The organism is Vibrio sp. Vb0937 (genome assembly GCF_033338855.1).
Map to the genome: position 1 here is coordinate 1 of NZ_JAWOTK010000032.1, position 15,300 is coordinate 15,300.

A 15,300-nucleotide genomic window follows, 5' to 3' on the forward strand; every position below is an offset into this window, starting at 1 on the left:
TTTTATCAGGAGGACGAAGACGATGAGAATAAAGGATATTCTCGATAGCCGTTTGGTGCTGTCGTTCTGGTATAACCTAGACTACTGCTTGTCTCTTCTTAGTAAAATCTCTTCTCGTTGATTTCCTCAATGCAATCGCATTGAAAAGCATTCTATCTATTTGTTTTTTAGTCTTACGTGAAACTGCGTAGGACAATGCGTATAAGGAAATTAACAATGAAACGTATTCCAGAACCTTTCCGTATCAAAATGGTTGAGCCAATCAAAATGACGACTTTGTCAGACCGTGAAGTCGCGTTAAAAGAAGCGGGCTATAATCCATTTCTTCTTCGTAGTGATGATGTTTATATCGATTTGCTGACTGACTCTGGCACTGGTGCCATGAGTGATAATCAGTGGGCTGGCATCATGATGGGGGATGAATCCTATGCGGGGAGTCGAAATTACTACAACCTGTGTGATGCAGTGGAGCACTTCTTCGGTTATAAGCTCACCGTGCCTGCACACCAAGGGCGTGGTGCCGAGCAAATTTTGTTCCCCGCTTTGATTGAGCGTATGCGTCAGGTGCGTGGTGGCGAAACGCCAGTATTTATCTCGAACTACCATTTTGATACCACCGCGGGTCACATTGAACTCAATGGCGGTAAAGCGATTAACGTGGTAACGGAAGAAGCATTCGACACCACTACGCCTTATGATTGGAAGGGCAATTTTGATATCGATAAGCTGGTGGCAACAATTGAAGCGCACGGTTCGCATAACATCTGTGCAATTATCACCACGATTACTTGTAATAGCTCCGGTGGTCAGCCTGTGTCGATGGAAAACATGCGCAGTGTGTACGAGATTGCAACCAAGCACGATATTCCAGTGGTGATTGACTCGGCTCGTTACTGTGAGAACGCTTACTTTATCAAGCAGCGTGAAGCGGGTTACGAGAATAAATCGATTCTGGAAATCATCCGTGAGATGTACCAGTACGGTGATATGCTCACCATGTCAGCTAAGAAAGACCCGATGGTAAACATTGGTGGCATGTGTTGTATTCGTGATCATAAGGAGTTGTTCCAGGCGGTGCAGACGCGCTGCGTACCCATGGAAGGATTTGTGACATACGGCGGCATGGCTGGGCGTGATATGGAAGCGCTCGCTCGCGGTTTGTATGAAGCCGCGGACGAGGATTTTCTTCACTATAGAATTAGCCAAGTTCAATACTTAGGTGAGCGCTTACGTGAAGGCGGTATTCCGATTCAATACCCAACGGGTGGTCATGCGGTGTTTGTGGATGCCGCTAAGATTTTGCCACATATTCCAGCGGATCAGTTTCCTGCGCAGGTATTGTGTAATGCTTTGTACTTGGAAGCGGGTATTCGAGCAGTAGAGATAGGATCGTTGCTGCTTGGTCGAGATCCGGAAACGGGTAAACAAAAAGCGTCAGAGCTTGAGTTGATGCGTTTGACCATTCCACGTCGTGTCTACACAAACGATCATATGGATTACATTGCGGATGCGATTATCGAACTGAAAAATCGTGCACATGAGTTAAAAGGGCTCACTTTCGAGTACGAGCCACCAGTGCTGCGCCACTTTACTGCTCGATTTAAAGAGATCGATTAACTCAAGTTTAAATCTAGATAAGCAAAAGGCCGCGAGTTTCACGGCCTTTTTCGATTCGTTTATTTCTTAGCGTTACAGTTACGCTAACTCTAATGTGATGCGAACGAACTGGTCGTCTTGATACTGCACTTCATAATTGAAGGTACCACTGGCGTAAATGCTGCCAAGGAAAAGTGAGCGTTGACTCATTGGTCCGCGGAACAGCATCGAAATAGGAGCGATTAGGGCGTTATTATCATCGAAGTGCTGATTTAAGTTCTCAGAAAGCACACACAGCAAACAGCCGTGTTGGTCGTGAGATAAGTCGACGTCTTCCGGTCGCGATAATAACACGGTAGTCCCCAGTTTCTTCTCAATCTCGTTGATCAGCAGCAAGTAGCTATCTAGATCGGGTTGAGGATTTCTGGGTTTGTCTGCACCGACGCAGCGCTCGAGTAATTCTTCCAGATTTCCGTTCTCACCTTTTGCCTGCTGAGTCAAAGATTTTAACGGCTTTTTAATCAGCTTATAGCGATTACTCTTCAGTTTTGGTTTCAGCCATTTCTGAAGTAAGTCATTACGTTCTTTAAGGGAGAGGCCATGCGAGGACGCGTGAATTTTAAAGTGCAGGTGTAATAAAGCGTGAACCGCAAGCTCACTCAGAAGTTGGTTAGCATCTGTAGACTGTCTTGCCTGCTTAGAACTTTGCATTACACTCGAACAAAATTAGGGAAGAAGGATAATGGTGCCGAGAGAGGGACTCGAACCCTCACACCAAAGGCACTAGCACCTCATGCTAGCGTGTCTACCAATTTCACCATCTCGGCATCATGATGCTCTGAATACTCAGAGGCCTCGAAAGAAGCAACGCGAATTATAACCAAAATCCACCTGTTGGCGAGAGCAAAATGACGAATTTTGGCTCTTTCGAGTTTGATTGCATATTTATTGGTCACTTTTATGTTTTTTACCATCAACGCCTATCCTTATGCCCTTACTTTTATTAATGGTATGACGACAAAAGAGTACTTTTGCCTAAATTTTGAACGCTTGAACGTTTGCGTAAATAAATGTGATGAATATCTCTTTTTGTTGGCTATACTTGCGTCCCGTTTAAGCGGGAATTAGGGTTTAGTTGTTCAGGACCCTTACCCATACAAGCCGTCACATGGAGCAGGCCAAGCAACATGCTCGCCAGCAGTGAATGACCCCACGGACCGGACCAGCTACGTTCAATTGCTTGTATAAGGTAAAAATAAGATGTCGAACTATTCGTTCTGTCTACATTCTGGATCTAAAAGTGAGTTATCACTCGCTGCGTTGTCCCTTTCTTCTGCCAATTCCTTTGGCTCTTTTTTCTTTTTCAACGTTTAGTAGGTCCAGCTCATGAGTGTTCTATTTAGTCTATTTGGTATTGTTGCACTGCTAGGTTGTGCTTTCCTACTTTCTGAGGGTCGTTCTTCCATTAATTGGAAAACTGTATCTCGCGCCTTGATGCTACAAATGGGGTTTGCTGCTTTGGTGCTCTATTTCCCGTTGGGTCAAGCGGCGCTGGCGAGTTTAAGTAATGGTGTCGCGGGGCTACTCAGCTTTGCTGATGAAGGGATTAAATTCCTCTTTGGTGACCTCGCTTCTTCTGGCTTTATCTTCGCTATCCGTGTCCTTCCTATCATCATCTTCTTCAGTGCTCTTATCTCCGCCCTTTACTATTTGGGCATTATGCAAAAAGTGATTCAATTTATTGGCGGCGCTATCCAGAAGTTCTTGGGTACGAGTAAAGCAGAGTCTTTGGTTGCAACAGGGAACATTTTCTTATCTCAAGGCGAGTCACCACTTCTTATTCGTCCATTTCTTTCTAACATGACTCGCTCTGAACTGTTTGCCGTGATGGCTGGTGGTATGGCTTCAGTGGCGGGCAGTGTGCTTGGTGGTTATGCTGGTTTGGGTGTCGACCTCAAATACTTGATCGCGGCAAGCTTTATGGCAGCACCAGGTAGTTTGATGATGGCAAAAATCATCGTTCCTGAGCGTCAAACGCCAAGCGATTACAACAATATTGAGCTAGATAAATCAGAAGAAAGTAACGTTATTGATGCGCTAGCAAGCGGTGCCATGGGCGGTATGAAAGTTGCCGTTGCTGTTGGTACCATGCTTATCGCTTTCGTGAGTGTTATCGCGATGGTGAACACGGGGCTAGAAAACTTGGGCGAGATACTTGGTTTCTCTGGCGTAACGCTACAAGCGATTTTTGGTTATTTGTTTGCACCTCTAGCGTGGTTGATTGGTGTGCCAAGCCACGAAATCCTAGCTGCGGGTTCATACATTGGTCAGAAAGTGGTGATGAATGAGTTTGTTGCGTTTATCGATTTTGTGCAGCACAAAGCGACACTGTCTGAGCATACTCAAATTATTATCACTTTTGCGTTGTGTGGTTTTGCGAACATTGGCTCAATTGCGATTCAGTTGGGTTCTATCGGCGTGATGGCACCTGAGCGCCGCAAAGATGTTGCAAGTCTAGGCCTAAAAGCGGTTGCTGCTGGTACACTCGCTAACCTGATGAGTGCGTGCTTAGCGGGCATTTTTATCTCTCTCTAATTTAGATTGAAGATACACACTAAAAACCCGCCTAAATGGCGGGTTTTGTTATTTCTAAGGCTTGGGCATTAAGCCGTAAGGTATCGATTTAAAAGCCTCTGGGTGCTCTTGATAAGTTGGCGCTTTATGTACCCCTTTCCAATCGAGCAGCATGATGGCTAGTACGTTACGGTGTTCGCCGTACTTGAGATCAAAGTTACCGTCGACCGACGGAATCATCCCTTTTTCTGCGTTGATTGCGTGACGAATGGCTTGGCGGGTTTTCTTTACGACCGGATCATGGTCCAAGCCTGCTAACAAAAACGAAATGCCGACTTCCGCAATCACGTCTTCTTTGGCGCGCAGTAGGATAGTGTCGATATTGTTGCGAAAGTAATCATAAATCCATTGGTGTTTCTTCTCGCTTACTCGCTCCTGATAATACTGTGAATCGGCAAAGATGATGTGCGTCATACCATAAAGTTTGTTCCAATACTGCTGAGCTGAAAGCATCTTATCTTTATCGTCGGGGTAGGTGTCACGGAAGGTTTGAGTGAATTCCTCGACCACATCTTGCTCTCCTAACTGACGAAGCCAGTAGACTTGGTTTGCAAGCTGAGCTGCCCATGCTTCTATCATCTCTTTGTCCGTAACGTAACGCGAGAAATCGTAGCGCCTAATAATTTTTCTCAGCGTTTTGTCTTGTTTATGCTTTAGGCCATATTCGTTTGCTCTTGCCATTGCGCCAAGCAAATCCACACCAAGATAAAGGTACTCAGGATGGTGTTTAGTCACGGTATAGCGTCGCTGACCTCGTTCGGTTTCTTTCTCTTGATACGTGGTCAGCCTTTGAGATGAATAGAGAATGATGTCTTCTGGTTCAACAACTTCATTAGCAAATTGGTTTAACCGGCTGGCTACTTGTGCCATGTCGGTCCAAATGGCAGCGTGATATTTCTCATCTAATGTTTGGCGGTACATGCGTAAGCCAAAATGGCCCTCTTTAAACGCCGGGAGAGTGAACAGTTCTTGTTCGTAGGTACTACGAATCAACTGCGCTGATTGAGTATTATCGAGAAGCGGTACGTCTTCCTGTGATGCCTGAGCAGCAAAGGTAAGTGAGCAAGAGAGTAAGACCGCTAAGCTAAGAGGTTTAATACGCATAAATCCATTCCCTATGAAGTCCTGAACCTAAACCTACCATCAATATTAATTGAGAATGTAAAAGCTGAGTCAATAGTTGAAAATTTGCCTAAAAGTCAGGTTGATACGTTCATCTTTGGTTTTCGCGGTTTTTGGTACGCAGTGCTTCCAGTGATGCTGAAGCTCGCCAGCCATAATCAGTAAGGAGCCGTGAGAAAGCTCGTATTCAATCTCAGTTTTACAATGTAAATTTCTAAGCAAAAATCGACGTGTTTCACCTAAGTTCAAAGATGCGATAACAGGGTTTCTACCTAACTCTGGTTCATTATCTTGGTGCCAGCCCATTGAGTCTTGGCCGTGTCGATATAAGTTAGCGAGAACAGAATTAAAAGTGACATCAGCAACTGATTCACAACGCACTTTGAGCTGAGTTAACTCAGGAGTCCAAGGGTGAGGCTGCATGGTTAAGCCTGAGTAAGTATATGCTGCATCACCGTGCCACGCTTGTAAGCGAGGTTGAAGTACTGACTTGCCGAACATAGTAATGTGTTCTTGGTGCCATGGCAGTGTCTTTCGAAGTTGGTCAAAGTAATTATCCGCCTCAAGATGGTTAAGAAATTGAGGATCATAATAAAGTTTTCCTCTTTCTACTTCTTGCCATAGATCGCCGCCAAATAAATCGCCTTGTTGATGCATCATCTCACACCTAAAACATAAAAGTTGTCAATCACTGTTACCTTTCTGATTATGATTGGTTATTCTTGTGATAATAAGAATTTTAACAATAAATAAAAAATCTCGTAGTTGTATACGAGTTGTGGGGAGAAAATGCGTTATTTACCCAGAAAGCGATGCTATTTTGCATTGTTCTTCCTCACCTTTTTCGCTTTGTGTATTGGGGTTATTGAGCTGTTAAATCGAAACCAGCAAGAGCTTCACAAAGAGCGAGTTCAAGTTGAGGCCAAAGAACAACTTTCCATTCTCCGTTCCAATTTGGAAGCGGTACTTATGGCGGATATCTACAAAGCCAGTACTTTAGCGACACTCATTACTTTACTTCCTAAAAACCAAGAAGAAGAATTGAGTATCGCCGCTCACCGAATCCTAAATAAAAGTAAACATATTACAATAATCGGTATCGCGAAAAATGATGTAATTAGTCACGTATTTCCACGCCAAGGTAATGAGCGCCTAATCGGCCTTGATTACCGCGCAGTGCCACAGCAGTGGGTACAGGTGCAAAAAGCCAAGGATGTACAAGAAATTTTCATCGCAGGGCCCGTTACATTGATCCAAGGTGGCCGAGGTTTGATCGTGCGTGTGCCTGTTTTTCTTGATCCTCCAATGAATCAGGACTACTGGGGAGTGATCAGTGCGGTGATTGATTTCGATGCTCTGATGAGAGAAACCGGCGTAATTGATTTCTCGTATCGTTACCCTTTAATGATCCGTGGTTACGATAGCGGTGGCTCATTTGGTGATGCTTTCTTTGGCGCGCAAAGTGTAAATAGCATGGTATATGCAAAAGAGATGGTTCATTTTCCTTATGGTGGGTGGAGTATGGTGGTTTTCTCTGGAGGCAAAGCTGATCGCCAAATCTCTTGGCATCAGTTGCATTTAGCTAGAGTAATCGGCTATCCCATTATATTCGCACTTAGCCTCGCGCTGTTCGCCATTTATCGACTGTATACCATTGCAGATGACAGAGCTTTACACGATGAACTCACGAATTTACCAAACCGTCGCTATTTTATGAAGTTTTACAAGCAGCAGTTCGAAATAGCGAAACGTTATAAAAAGCGTTATAGCTTCGCCTTAATTAATATTGACCTAGATAGGTTTAAACACATTAACGATACCTATGGTCACGACGCAGGTGACAAAGTTTTAATCGCTACGGCTGAAAGGGTAAAAAGCTCTCTGCGTAAATCAGACATCGTGGCCAGAATGGGCGGTGATGAGTTTTTAGTTGTAGTCCATCACCCTGGAACGGAAGAAAATGTTCAGTCCCTTCTACAAAAACTTCGATTAGCGCTATGCTCGACGCCCGTCATTTACGATGAAACGCTTATCTATTTGAAAGCCAGTATTGGGTACGCGATATTTGACCCGAAAATGTCATCTCCTGAGCAAATGATGAAAATAGCCGATGAGAGAATGTATCAACAAAAGCATGGCGGATGAGCCTGAACCCAGTTTCAATAAGGGGTTAGAAGAATGGTAAAGTTGGGAGCCCGAAATCTCATCATCATTGAGGTGCAAGAATATGTGACTTCATATGTTCACAGACACTTTGCTGAGAGAATCGTTATTAGCAGTGCATTAAGTGGCATATTTGCATAATATTGCATTTTGCAAATGCAGTTTGCGAAATTAATGGTTAATAAAGCAACGATATGCATCTGGATCTACTAAAAAACGGCTTTTTAAAAGTTGGCACGCATCGTGCTTTACTTAGAGTGACCCTTATTAAGCCGAGGGTCACCTAGCCAACTGACGTTGTTAGTGAATACAAATTGTTCACAAGTATATACCGCCAATCACGTATATTGTGATTGGCGTTTTTTCTTTCTAAAGACCGATGATATTCACGTCGTTGCCCGTCTCATCAGCTTCTCCGCACTTGCTGTAACAACTAGGTTGTCTTGGACAAACCGCCCCTCTGGAGCAGATCAACCTTGCTTGGGTTTGAATCCCGCGCTCTATCCAGTTGATGTTTAATATCTTAGCGATAGTCGTTAAGTCTTTTTTGATGTGGGGAGGAATAACACTACTTCCGCCGGAAGCGACACAAAGGGACTTAAGTTCTTCCGCTATGGAAACGGCATCGCCACCTTGTGCAGAAATGGCAGGGTTAAGATCAATACCGGCACATAGCACGCGATTATTCCCCGCAGGATCAAATACGTTGACCGATTCGCAGCAGTAGATACGTGGCTCGTCACCAACATTTAAAATCGAAATTTGCGCTGAACTTGTATCCAAAGGCTGGGAAAGGCGTCGGAATACCGCCCAGTGCTGGCAAGGGTCGTTCACTTTGCGCATGTTGCCCCAAGGCAATGGAATACCATTTCCGCGATACACGGCTTTTAACTTGCCAGGGCCATAGGCATCAAAATAGTGCCAATGAGGGTAAGGAGAGACCACCGTCATGCGACGCATTGCAACGGAAGGAGAAACCCCCGCCTTTTTGTGAACATCAATCTCGTAACCAGAACGGTCAAGCAACTGACGAAAGGGTACTTTGGGGCAGAGTAGGGCACCGGCAAAGAAGCTGGACTCAAAATCACGCCAAGCTTGCAGGATATCTTGCGAATTGAGTTCAGAGTTCGACACAGGGCTGTCCATTTGCTCCCAATTGTTTTGATGCCCGATAGATAAAACGTTATTCATTGCATCGCTGCTATGGAGCACTCGATGGCCGATATATACCGCCAAGTCATACTTCAATCGGGTTGGATAGTCACGCATTCGTTTATTGAGATAAATAGTCCCAGGTGGCTCCATGAAAGACGTAATCAACTGTTTGGCGCTGACGCCCAGTTCATCAATCACATCTTGTGGCGCTCGGTCTACCCAGCGAATATCCAACCCCATGCTTTTTGCAATGTCGATCAGATCTTCCACTGACAGATTAAGTCGCTTTAAGCCCACTTCTTCCGCTGCCCGTTCTAAGTCTGGGAAATGGTTTTGGTGGTTCTCTTGGTGTGCGCGGATCAGTAAGTGGGCGAATTGACGCCCTGTGATACCTGTTTGGGAGAGCATTTCTGGTATCGCGATTTGAAGAATATCATTGGAGAACAGGAAGCTCGGCTCCAGCGCCATGCCACTAATCCCACCACGATTCCCTTTGTTGGGTGTGATGGCTTCTAATTCGGGTTCATCATCTAAAAACCACGCAGGATCTTTTTGAAAAACTTCCGCGATCACTTCGAGCATATCGATACTCGGTACGCGTTTTCCGCGCTCAATCATCGAAAGGTAAGAAACCGAAGGAGCGTACTCTGGATTAATTCTTACACAACGGGCAGACAAATCTTCCATCGTTAAATGGTTGTTTTTTCTTAGATTACGAATTTTCGTACCAAGAAAATGAGACTGACGAATAAGGCTTTTTGACACAGACATTTTGTAAAATTCACATTGTAAAATTTTTGTTGTGAAATTGTAGTCAATATTTCGCTAGTCTACATAATGAGCAGGCAAGGAAATTAACCATCCACTTCACAGAATTGCCTGAAACTTAAATAAAGGATTTAAGTTTTTACTCTAGGACGAGTTTTTAAGTGCGAGGATATGACGATGAATATGCTGAACTTCGATAAAAAAGAGATGCAACAACAACAACGCCCATTTATCGCTGAAGCCGTATTTGCCGTCGAAGCGGTAAGTGCTGAGCAGCAGAGTGAGAAACAAGTAAAAGCGAAGCAACTACTAGACCGCATGTTTCCATTGGAGAACGGGTCGCACCAAGATGTATCAAGTTACGTGATTGATTACCGCCATGTTTTGGCTTATTTCAAAGACGGTACACACAGCGGCCTGAAAAGCCCAAAACACTTCGTGGCGTACACTGGTGAAAAGGAAGATCCAAAGTCTATTTTGTTCAAAGATGATTCGGGCAATCATGTAGAAGTGCTGTTTGGCTGTCATAAAGGCACTGGTTGCGTGGAATTAGTGGACATTGATGATATTCAATTGGAAACTCGCACGACGTTTCATCCTGAACTAACTGGCAATGCACCAACCGCGATGCGCCATTGGATAAGTCTAATCAAAGGCGACAAAAAAGGTAAGCCGATGGCATGCAGTGAAGATAAAGAATATACCGCAAAAAATGGTGACGACTACATTCTAAGTTACTGCTACAGCGTCGATTAAGATACTCATGATTGGATACAAAACCCCCGCACTTTACGTCGCGGGGTTTTCTTTTTCATCGTAAAAGTCGTTTTCGCTTAGTCAGTTTATTTAAATTGGCATCACGCGGTTACGACCGAGTTGTTTTGCTTCATAAAGCTGTTTATCGGCTTTATTGATTAAGGCTTCAGGCGTATCACCCGGCTCAAATTCTGCTACCCCAAAAGAAGCGGTAATGCTGTGAACTTGTGTGCCTGAGCGCTTATCTCTGATACGCAGTTTTTCTATCATCCGGCGTAGTGTGTCTGCATATTGGCGAGCAATTCGCAGAGATTTGTTAGGTACAATTAACGCGAATTCTTCACCACCAAAACGGTACGCACATATCCCATCTCGACAGCTTTGTTGTAGCCGGCGGGCAATGGCTTTTAATACTGTATCGCCAAAAAGGTGCCCGTAATTGTCGTTAAATGATTTGAAATGATCGATATCAAGCATGATCAAGGTCATTGCCTGATTTGATGCAATAAGTGAAGAGAGATCTTTGTCAAATGCTCGGCGGTTGTATAGGTTTGACAAACCATCGAACAACGCATCTTGCTGTACTTCAGCCAGTTGGTTTTTGAGGCGAGAAATTTCTTCACTCGCGTTAGTCAATTGGCTATTCAAAAACTTTGTTGAGTGACGAATTTCGTGTGACTCTGCGACAAGTTGACGAATCACTACCATCACTTCTTCAATGCTTAGGCTATTGTCCTCAACTTTTTCCAGTTTATTAAAGCTTTTGTCTACCATCTCAGAAAAGGAGGAAGTATCTGAAATTGTATCGCTCATTGAACTGGATACTTCATGTAGCAGAACTTCTACATTGGTTCTAAGATCTTCAAGGCTGGTTTCTGCTTTGCTGGCCACATAGTTGTTGTAAAGCTGTTTATTGGTTGCTGGCGGGCAAATACCGTAGTTTTCTAACACCGTGTCTAACTCAAAGTTGAGTTCTGGAATGGTCTTGTCAACGTAGGTATACCAAAGCGCGTAGTTGGCTGGCGTGGCAGCAACATGGTTTTTGATCATCAGTGGGACCGCTTTTTTTAAATTAGCGGTTGATTTCTTAAACTCGTCGGTCATTTCTGCGATGGTACTAGCAAAATGGGATTGGGCTTAGATTAACGGATATTAACTAATGTCGCTTTAATTTTTATCACTTTTGCATGGTTTATATAGAAAATGAGTGATTAAGATCGTGATCAATACCGTTGGATTCAAATTTTATAAAATATCAGTATGAAACATGTACAGGCATTTGGTGGTATTGCGTGTTTGAGATATCCAGCAAATGGATTCCGTGTGAACGTTAGTAACCTAATGATCGTCAAACTCTCGTTTTCGTATAAAAGCAAGTAAATCAAAAGGCTTAACGTCAGGGTCTCCGTGAAAAGAACTCGTAGACGAAGAATTAACATCTGAGGGTGCGAATTGAAAAAGAAAATAGGACTTTATTGGTTCACGAACGACTTGCGATTGCACGACAACCCACTGTTGAAAAGCGCCAGTGTAGAAATGGACGAGTTAATTTGCTTGTATTGCTACCCTTCAATGACGCCTTACTTGCATCACTTTGCGCAGGAAGCCTCTTTCGGGCGTGCGAAATTGCAGTTTCTCGACGCATCGCTTAGTGAACTCAATCAATCTTTGAATCACCTTGGTCAGCGATTATGGGCGGTTGAACTAACGCCCGATCAAGCAATCAAGTATGCTGTTAATCGCTTCGGCGTCACACATATATATGCTGACGCCTTTCCCGGTTCGGATGAGCAACAAGCGTTAGATCGCGTAGCTGAAGGCGCTTCTCATGTAAAAATAAAACAGCAAGCAATCCGGACCCTGTTAAGGGAAGAACAACTGCCATTTGACTTGAGCAATCTGCCTACCACTTTCACGCAGTTTAGAAAGCAAGTTGAAGGTTTAGACATCTCTCGGCCCCACGAGAGTATCCGTTCGTTACCTCCAATTCCTTTAGGTGTGAATCTTCCTTCCGTTACTGCATATTACTTTGACGCAAAAGCTGCGTTTCATGGTGGAGAAAGCCGCGGGCTTGAACATTGTCGCCAGTATTTTGCTTCCACACTAGCCAGTGAATACAAACAAACACGCAACGGTTTAGATGGCATGGATTACTCCACCAAGTTCTCTCCTTGGTTAGCTCATGGGTGCGTTTCTCCGAAAACTATTTATGCCATGTTGAAACGTTATGAAGCGGAGAATGGTGCAAATGATTCAACCTACTGGATTTACTTCGAACTGCTTTGGCGTGAATACTTTTATTGGTATGCCCGTCGACACAAGCGACAGCTCTTCCGATTCGGTGGCATCCAAAATCGAGCACCACTCACCAGCTTTTACGCGCACCGTTTTCAACAATGGAAGAAAGGTGAAACGCCATTTCCTATCGTCAATGCGTGTATGCACCAACTTAATGAAACGGGTTATATGTCGAATCGTGGCAGACAGTTAGTTGCCAGTTGTTTGGTGCATGAGCTTGGCCTCGATTGGCGTTATGGCGCGGCGTACTTTGAGTCACAACTGGTTGATTACGATGTGGCATCAAACTGGGGAAATTGGCAATACCTAGCGGGCGTTGGTGCTGATCCGCGTGGTTCACGACAATTCAACCTCGAAAAGCAAACCGAAATGTACGATCCGCACATGGAGTTCATCGATAGGTGGCAAGGTCGTTGTCCTGGCGCGCATTTGGATAGTGTAGACATGGTCGATTGGCCGATTGTGATGGGCAGCAGTGACAAAGCTTCGTCATCGGAGAAACCGTAATGCAATTTGAAACCGTACGATTGATCTTGGGCGATCAACTTAACAGTGAGCACTCTTGGTTTCAGCAACCGGATGAGCAAGTGCTTTACCTGATTGCGGAGCTCAAGCAGGAGAATACTTACGTCACGCATCATATTCAGAAAGTGTGTGCGTTCTTTTCCGCAATGGAACAGTTTGCGAAAGAGCGTCAGAGTGAAGGTCACCAAGTTCTGTACCTCACATTGGATGACACACAATCCTTCGACGATCTTGAGCAAGTCTTGCAACACTACGTGAGCGAAGTTGGTGCAAGTAAGTTTGAATATCAACGCCCGGATGAATACCGTTTACTAGAGCAGTTAGCCAAACTAAAGCTTGATAGGGTCGTGGCGCGTTGTGTCGATTCGGAACACTTTTTGTTGCCGTTTGAAGAAATAGAATCGCAGTTTCCTCAAGGCAAACACATCATGATGGAGCACTTCTACCGCCGGATGCGAAAGCGCTTCGACATCTTGATGCAAGACGGAAAACCCGTCGGCGGAAAATGGAATTACGATGCCAACAACCGTAACAAGCTCAAAGCCAAAGACATTGAACAACTGCCACAACCTTTGATGTTCAGTACCGACGTGCGCGATATTACTGAGCGGTTGGCAAAACATGACATCAAAACCATCGGAAATCTTGAAGGGGACTTTTTGTGGCCGATTAATCGCGCGCAAAGCTTGTCTTTACTCGCGCATTTCTGCCAAGTCTGCTTGCCGTTGTTCGGCCGTTTTCAAGACGCCATGACAGGCCAGCACGATGCTAAGTGGAGCTTGTATCACAGCCGAATTTCATTCTCGCTCAACAGCAAATTGCTGCACCCGAGAGAAGTCATTGATGCATCACTCAAGGCATTTCACTCCAACGCGGACATCGACATTTCTCAAGTTGAGGGGTTTATTCGCCAAATCTTAGGATGGCGAGAGTACATCCGAGGCGTCTACTGGGCGAATATGCCTCATTACCCGAAAAACAACGAATTGGGCGCAGAAAGAAAGCTGCCAGACTTCTTTTGGAATGGCGAAACTAAAATGGCCTGTATGCGCAATGCGATTGGTCAGTCCCTCGATTACGCCTACGCACACCACATTCAACGTTTGATGGTCACAGGTAACTTTTGTTTGCTAACCGAGATAGATCCAGATCAAGTGGATGAGTGGTATCTCGGTATCTATGTGGATGCAATTGAGTGGGTAGAAATGCCAAACACTCGTGGCATGGCGTTGTTTGCGGATGGCGGTATTGTTGGTACCAAGCCTTACGCGGCGAGTGGCTCTTACATCAACAAGATGAGCGACTACTGTAAGGGTTGCCATTACGACAATAAGGCGAGGAGTGGGGAAGGATCGTGTCCGTTTAACAGCCTTTATTGGCGCTTTATGAATAAGCACGACAAGCGCCTCGCAGCCAATCCACGAATCGGGATGATTTTCCGCTCTTGGGACAACATGGAAGCACAGCAACGCCAAGCGATACTCGATACCGCAGAGCACTACATAGAAAACGTGGAGAACTTGTGATGGAAATACTCATCGTCGGTGGCAATGGTGGAATTGGTTTGGCGATGGTTCAAGAAGCCGCAGCTCGGTTCCCTCAAGCGCACGTGCATGCCACTTATCGTAAGCAGCAACCAGATTGGCAACATCCAAATGTCGTTTGGCATCAAGTGGATGTATCGCAAGACGAGCAGGTAAAAGCGTTCAGTGAGCAGATTGAACACGTCGATTGGTTAGTGAACTGCGTTGGTATGTTGCACACCCAAGAGAAAGGCCCTGAAAAGAATCTTAATTCGCTCGACGCTGACTTTTTTCAGCAAACCATCACGGTTAATACTTTGCCAAGTTTGCTGTTGGCGAAATACTTCACGCCCAAGCTAAAGCGCAGTACTGCACCCAAGTTTGCGACCATTTCGGCCAAAGTTGGCAGCATTAGCGATAATCAGCTCGGTGGTTGGTACAGCTATCGAGCATCGAAAGCCGCATTAAACATGTTCCTAAAAACCATGTCGATCGAATGGCAAAGAATGGTCAAACATGGCACGGTGCTGTCACTTCACCCTGGCACCACAGATACCGCTTTGTCGGCACCTTTTCAAACCAATGTGCCAGAGGGAAAGTTGTTCACGCCAGAGCGAGTCTCTAAGGATTTATTAGGCTTGATAGAAAAAGCAACCCCGCAAGATAGCGGGGCGTTTTGGGCTTATGATGGGACGTTATTACCTTGGTAAGAGAACGCGTACAAACGTTAATACAAATGAAATAACATACTCCAGAGAGG

Annotated in this window: 12 protein-coding genes and 1 tRNA gene; 7 read left to right on the plus strand and 6 right to left on the minus strand. The window is 44.8% G+C overall.

Annotated features, from left to right (window positions below):
• The first annotated feature begins 216 nt into the window (after positions 1 to 216).
• Positions 217 to 1,617, plus strand: a complete 1,401-nt coding sequence (locus R7P67_RS20900; RefSeq protein ID WP_213898706.1) for a tryptophanase — start codon at positions 217 to 219, stop codon at positions 1,615 to 1,617.
• 78 nt (positions 1,618 to 1,695) lie between these two features.
• Here the strand turns inward: R7P67_RS20900 and R7P67_RS20905 are convergent, their stop codons facing one another.
• Both R7P67_RS20905 and R7P67_RS20910 read right to left on the minus strand, forming a co-directional pair.
• Positions 1,696 to 2,307, minus strand: coding sequence for a DUF2913 family protein (locus R7P67_RS20905; protein ID WP_005384170.1), 612 nt, complete (start codon positions 2,305 to 2,307; stop codon positions 1,696 to 1,698).
• 32 nt (positions 2,308 to 2,339) lie between these two features.
• Positions 2,340 to 2,423: transfer RNA gene (locus R7P67_RS20910), tRNA-Leu, on the minus strand.
• Between the two features lie 559 nt (positions 2,424 to 2,982).
• On the opposite strand from R7P67_RS20910, the gene R7P67_RS20915 reads away from it, so the two are divergent.
• The gene (locus R7P67_RS20915) at positions 2,983 to 4,191 is read left to right on the plus strand and encodes a NupC/NupG family nucleoside CNT transporter (RefSeq protein ID WP_017635515.1); all 1,209 of its coding nucleotides are present in this window, start codon (positions 2,983 to 2,985) and stop codon (positions 4,189 to 4,191) included.
• A gap of 54 nt (positions 4,192 to 4,245) precedes the next feature.
• On the opposite strand, the gene R7P67_RS20920 is transcribed toward R7P67_RS20915, so the two are convergent.
• Positions 4,246 to 5,334 (minus strand): DUF3541 domain-containing protein, encoded by a 1,089-nt coding sequence (locus tag R7P67_RS20920; protein ID WP_085569244.1) that lies wholly within the window; start codon positions 5,332 to 5,334, stop codon positions 4,246 to 4,248.
• Between the two features lie 69 nt (positions 5,335 to 5,403).
• Positions 5,404 to 6,009 carry an alpha-ketoglutarate-dependent dioxygenase AlkB family protein gene (locus R7P67_RS20925; protein WP_053349380.1) on the minus strand — a complete coding sequence of 202 codons (606 nt, stop codon included), beginning with the start codon at positions 6,007 to 6,009 and terminating at the stop codon, positions 5,404 to 5,406.
• A 132-nt stretch (positions 6,010 to 6,141) separates the two neighbouring features.
• Between R7P67_RS20925 and R7P67_RS20930 the strand changes: the two genes are divergently transcribed.
• Positions 6,142 to 7,497: a diguanylate cyclase gene (locus R7P67_RS20930; protein ID WP_021035911.1), complete on the plus strand. Its 1,356-nt coding sequence runs from the start codon at positions 6,142 to 6,144 to the stop codon at positions 7,495 to 7,497.
• A 387-nt stretch (positions 7,498 to 7,884) separates the two neighbouring features.
• Here R7P67_RS20930 and R7P67_RS20935 read toward each other — a convergent pair whose 3' ends face one another.
• The gene (locus R7P67_RS20935) at positions 7,885 to 9,441 is read right to left on the minus strand and encodes a DUF3612 domain-containing protein (protein WP_213870224.1); all 1,557 of its coding nucleotides are present in this window, start codon (positions 9,439 to 9,441) and stop codon (positions 7,885 to 7,887) included.
• Positions 9,442 to 9,615: 174 nt separating this feature from the next.
• Here R7P67_RS20935 and R7P67_RS20940 point away from each other — a divergent pair, with 174 nt between their 5' ends.
• The gene (locus R7P67_RS20940) at positions 9,616 to 10,194 is read left to right on the plus strand and encodes a malate synthase (protein WP_005374156.1); all 579 of its coding nucleotides are present in this window, start codon (positions 9,616 to 9,618) and stop codon (positions 10,192 to 10,194) included.
• A gap of 90 nt (positions 10,195 to 10,284) precedes the next feature.
• Here R7P67_RS20940 and R7P67_RS20945 read toward each other — a convergent pair whose 3' ends face one another.
• A complete protein-coding gene (locus R7P67_RS20945; protein WP_005374150.1) occupies positions 10,285 to 11,298 on the minus strand; it encodes a GGDEF domain-containing protein in 1,014 nt (337 codons plus the stop codon).
• Between the two features lie 348 nt (positions 11,299 to 11,646).
• Between R7P67_RS20945 and R7P67_RS20950 the strand changes: the two genes are divergently transcribed.
• The 3 genes from R7P67_RS20950 to R7P67_RS20960 are packed head-to-tail and all read left to right on the plus strand — an operon-like array spanning position 11,647 to position 15,250.
• Positions 11,647 to 12,999, plus strand: coding sequence for a DASH family cryptochrome (locus R7P67_RS20950; RefSeq protein ID WP_132936958.1), 1,353 nt, complete (start codon positions 11,647 to 11,649; stop codon positions 12,997 to 12,999).
• The gene (locus tag R7P67_RS20955) at positions 12,999 to 14,543 is read left to right on the plus strand and encodes a cryptochrome/photolyase family protein (protein ID WP_262652614.1); all 1,545 of its coding nucleotides are present in this window, start codon (positions 12,999 to 13,001) and stop codon (positions 14,541 to 14,543) included. The genes R7P67_RS20950 and R7P67_RS20955 overlap by 1 nt, the downstream gene beginning before the upstream one ends.
• The gene (locus tag R7P67_RS20960) at positions 14,543 to 15,250 is read left to right on the plus strand and encodes an SDR family oxidoreductase (RefSeq protein WP_262652615.1); all 708 of its coding nucleotides are present in this window, start codon (positions 14,543 to 14,545) and stop codon (positions 15,248 to 15,250) included. Before R7P67_RS20955 ends, R7P67_RS20960 begins: the two co-directional genes overlap by 1 nt.
• The last annotated feature ends 50 nt before the right edge of the window (positions 15,251 to 15,300 follow it).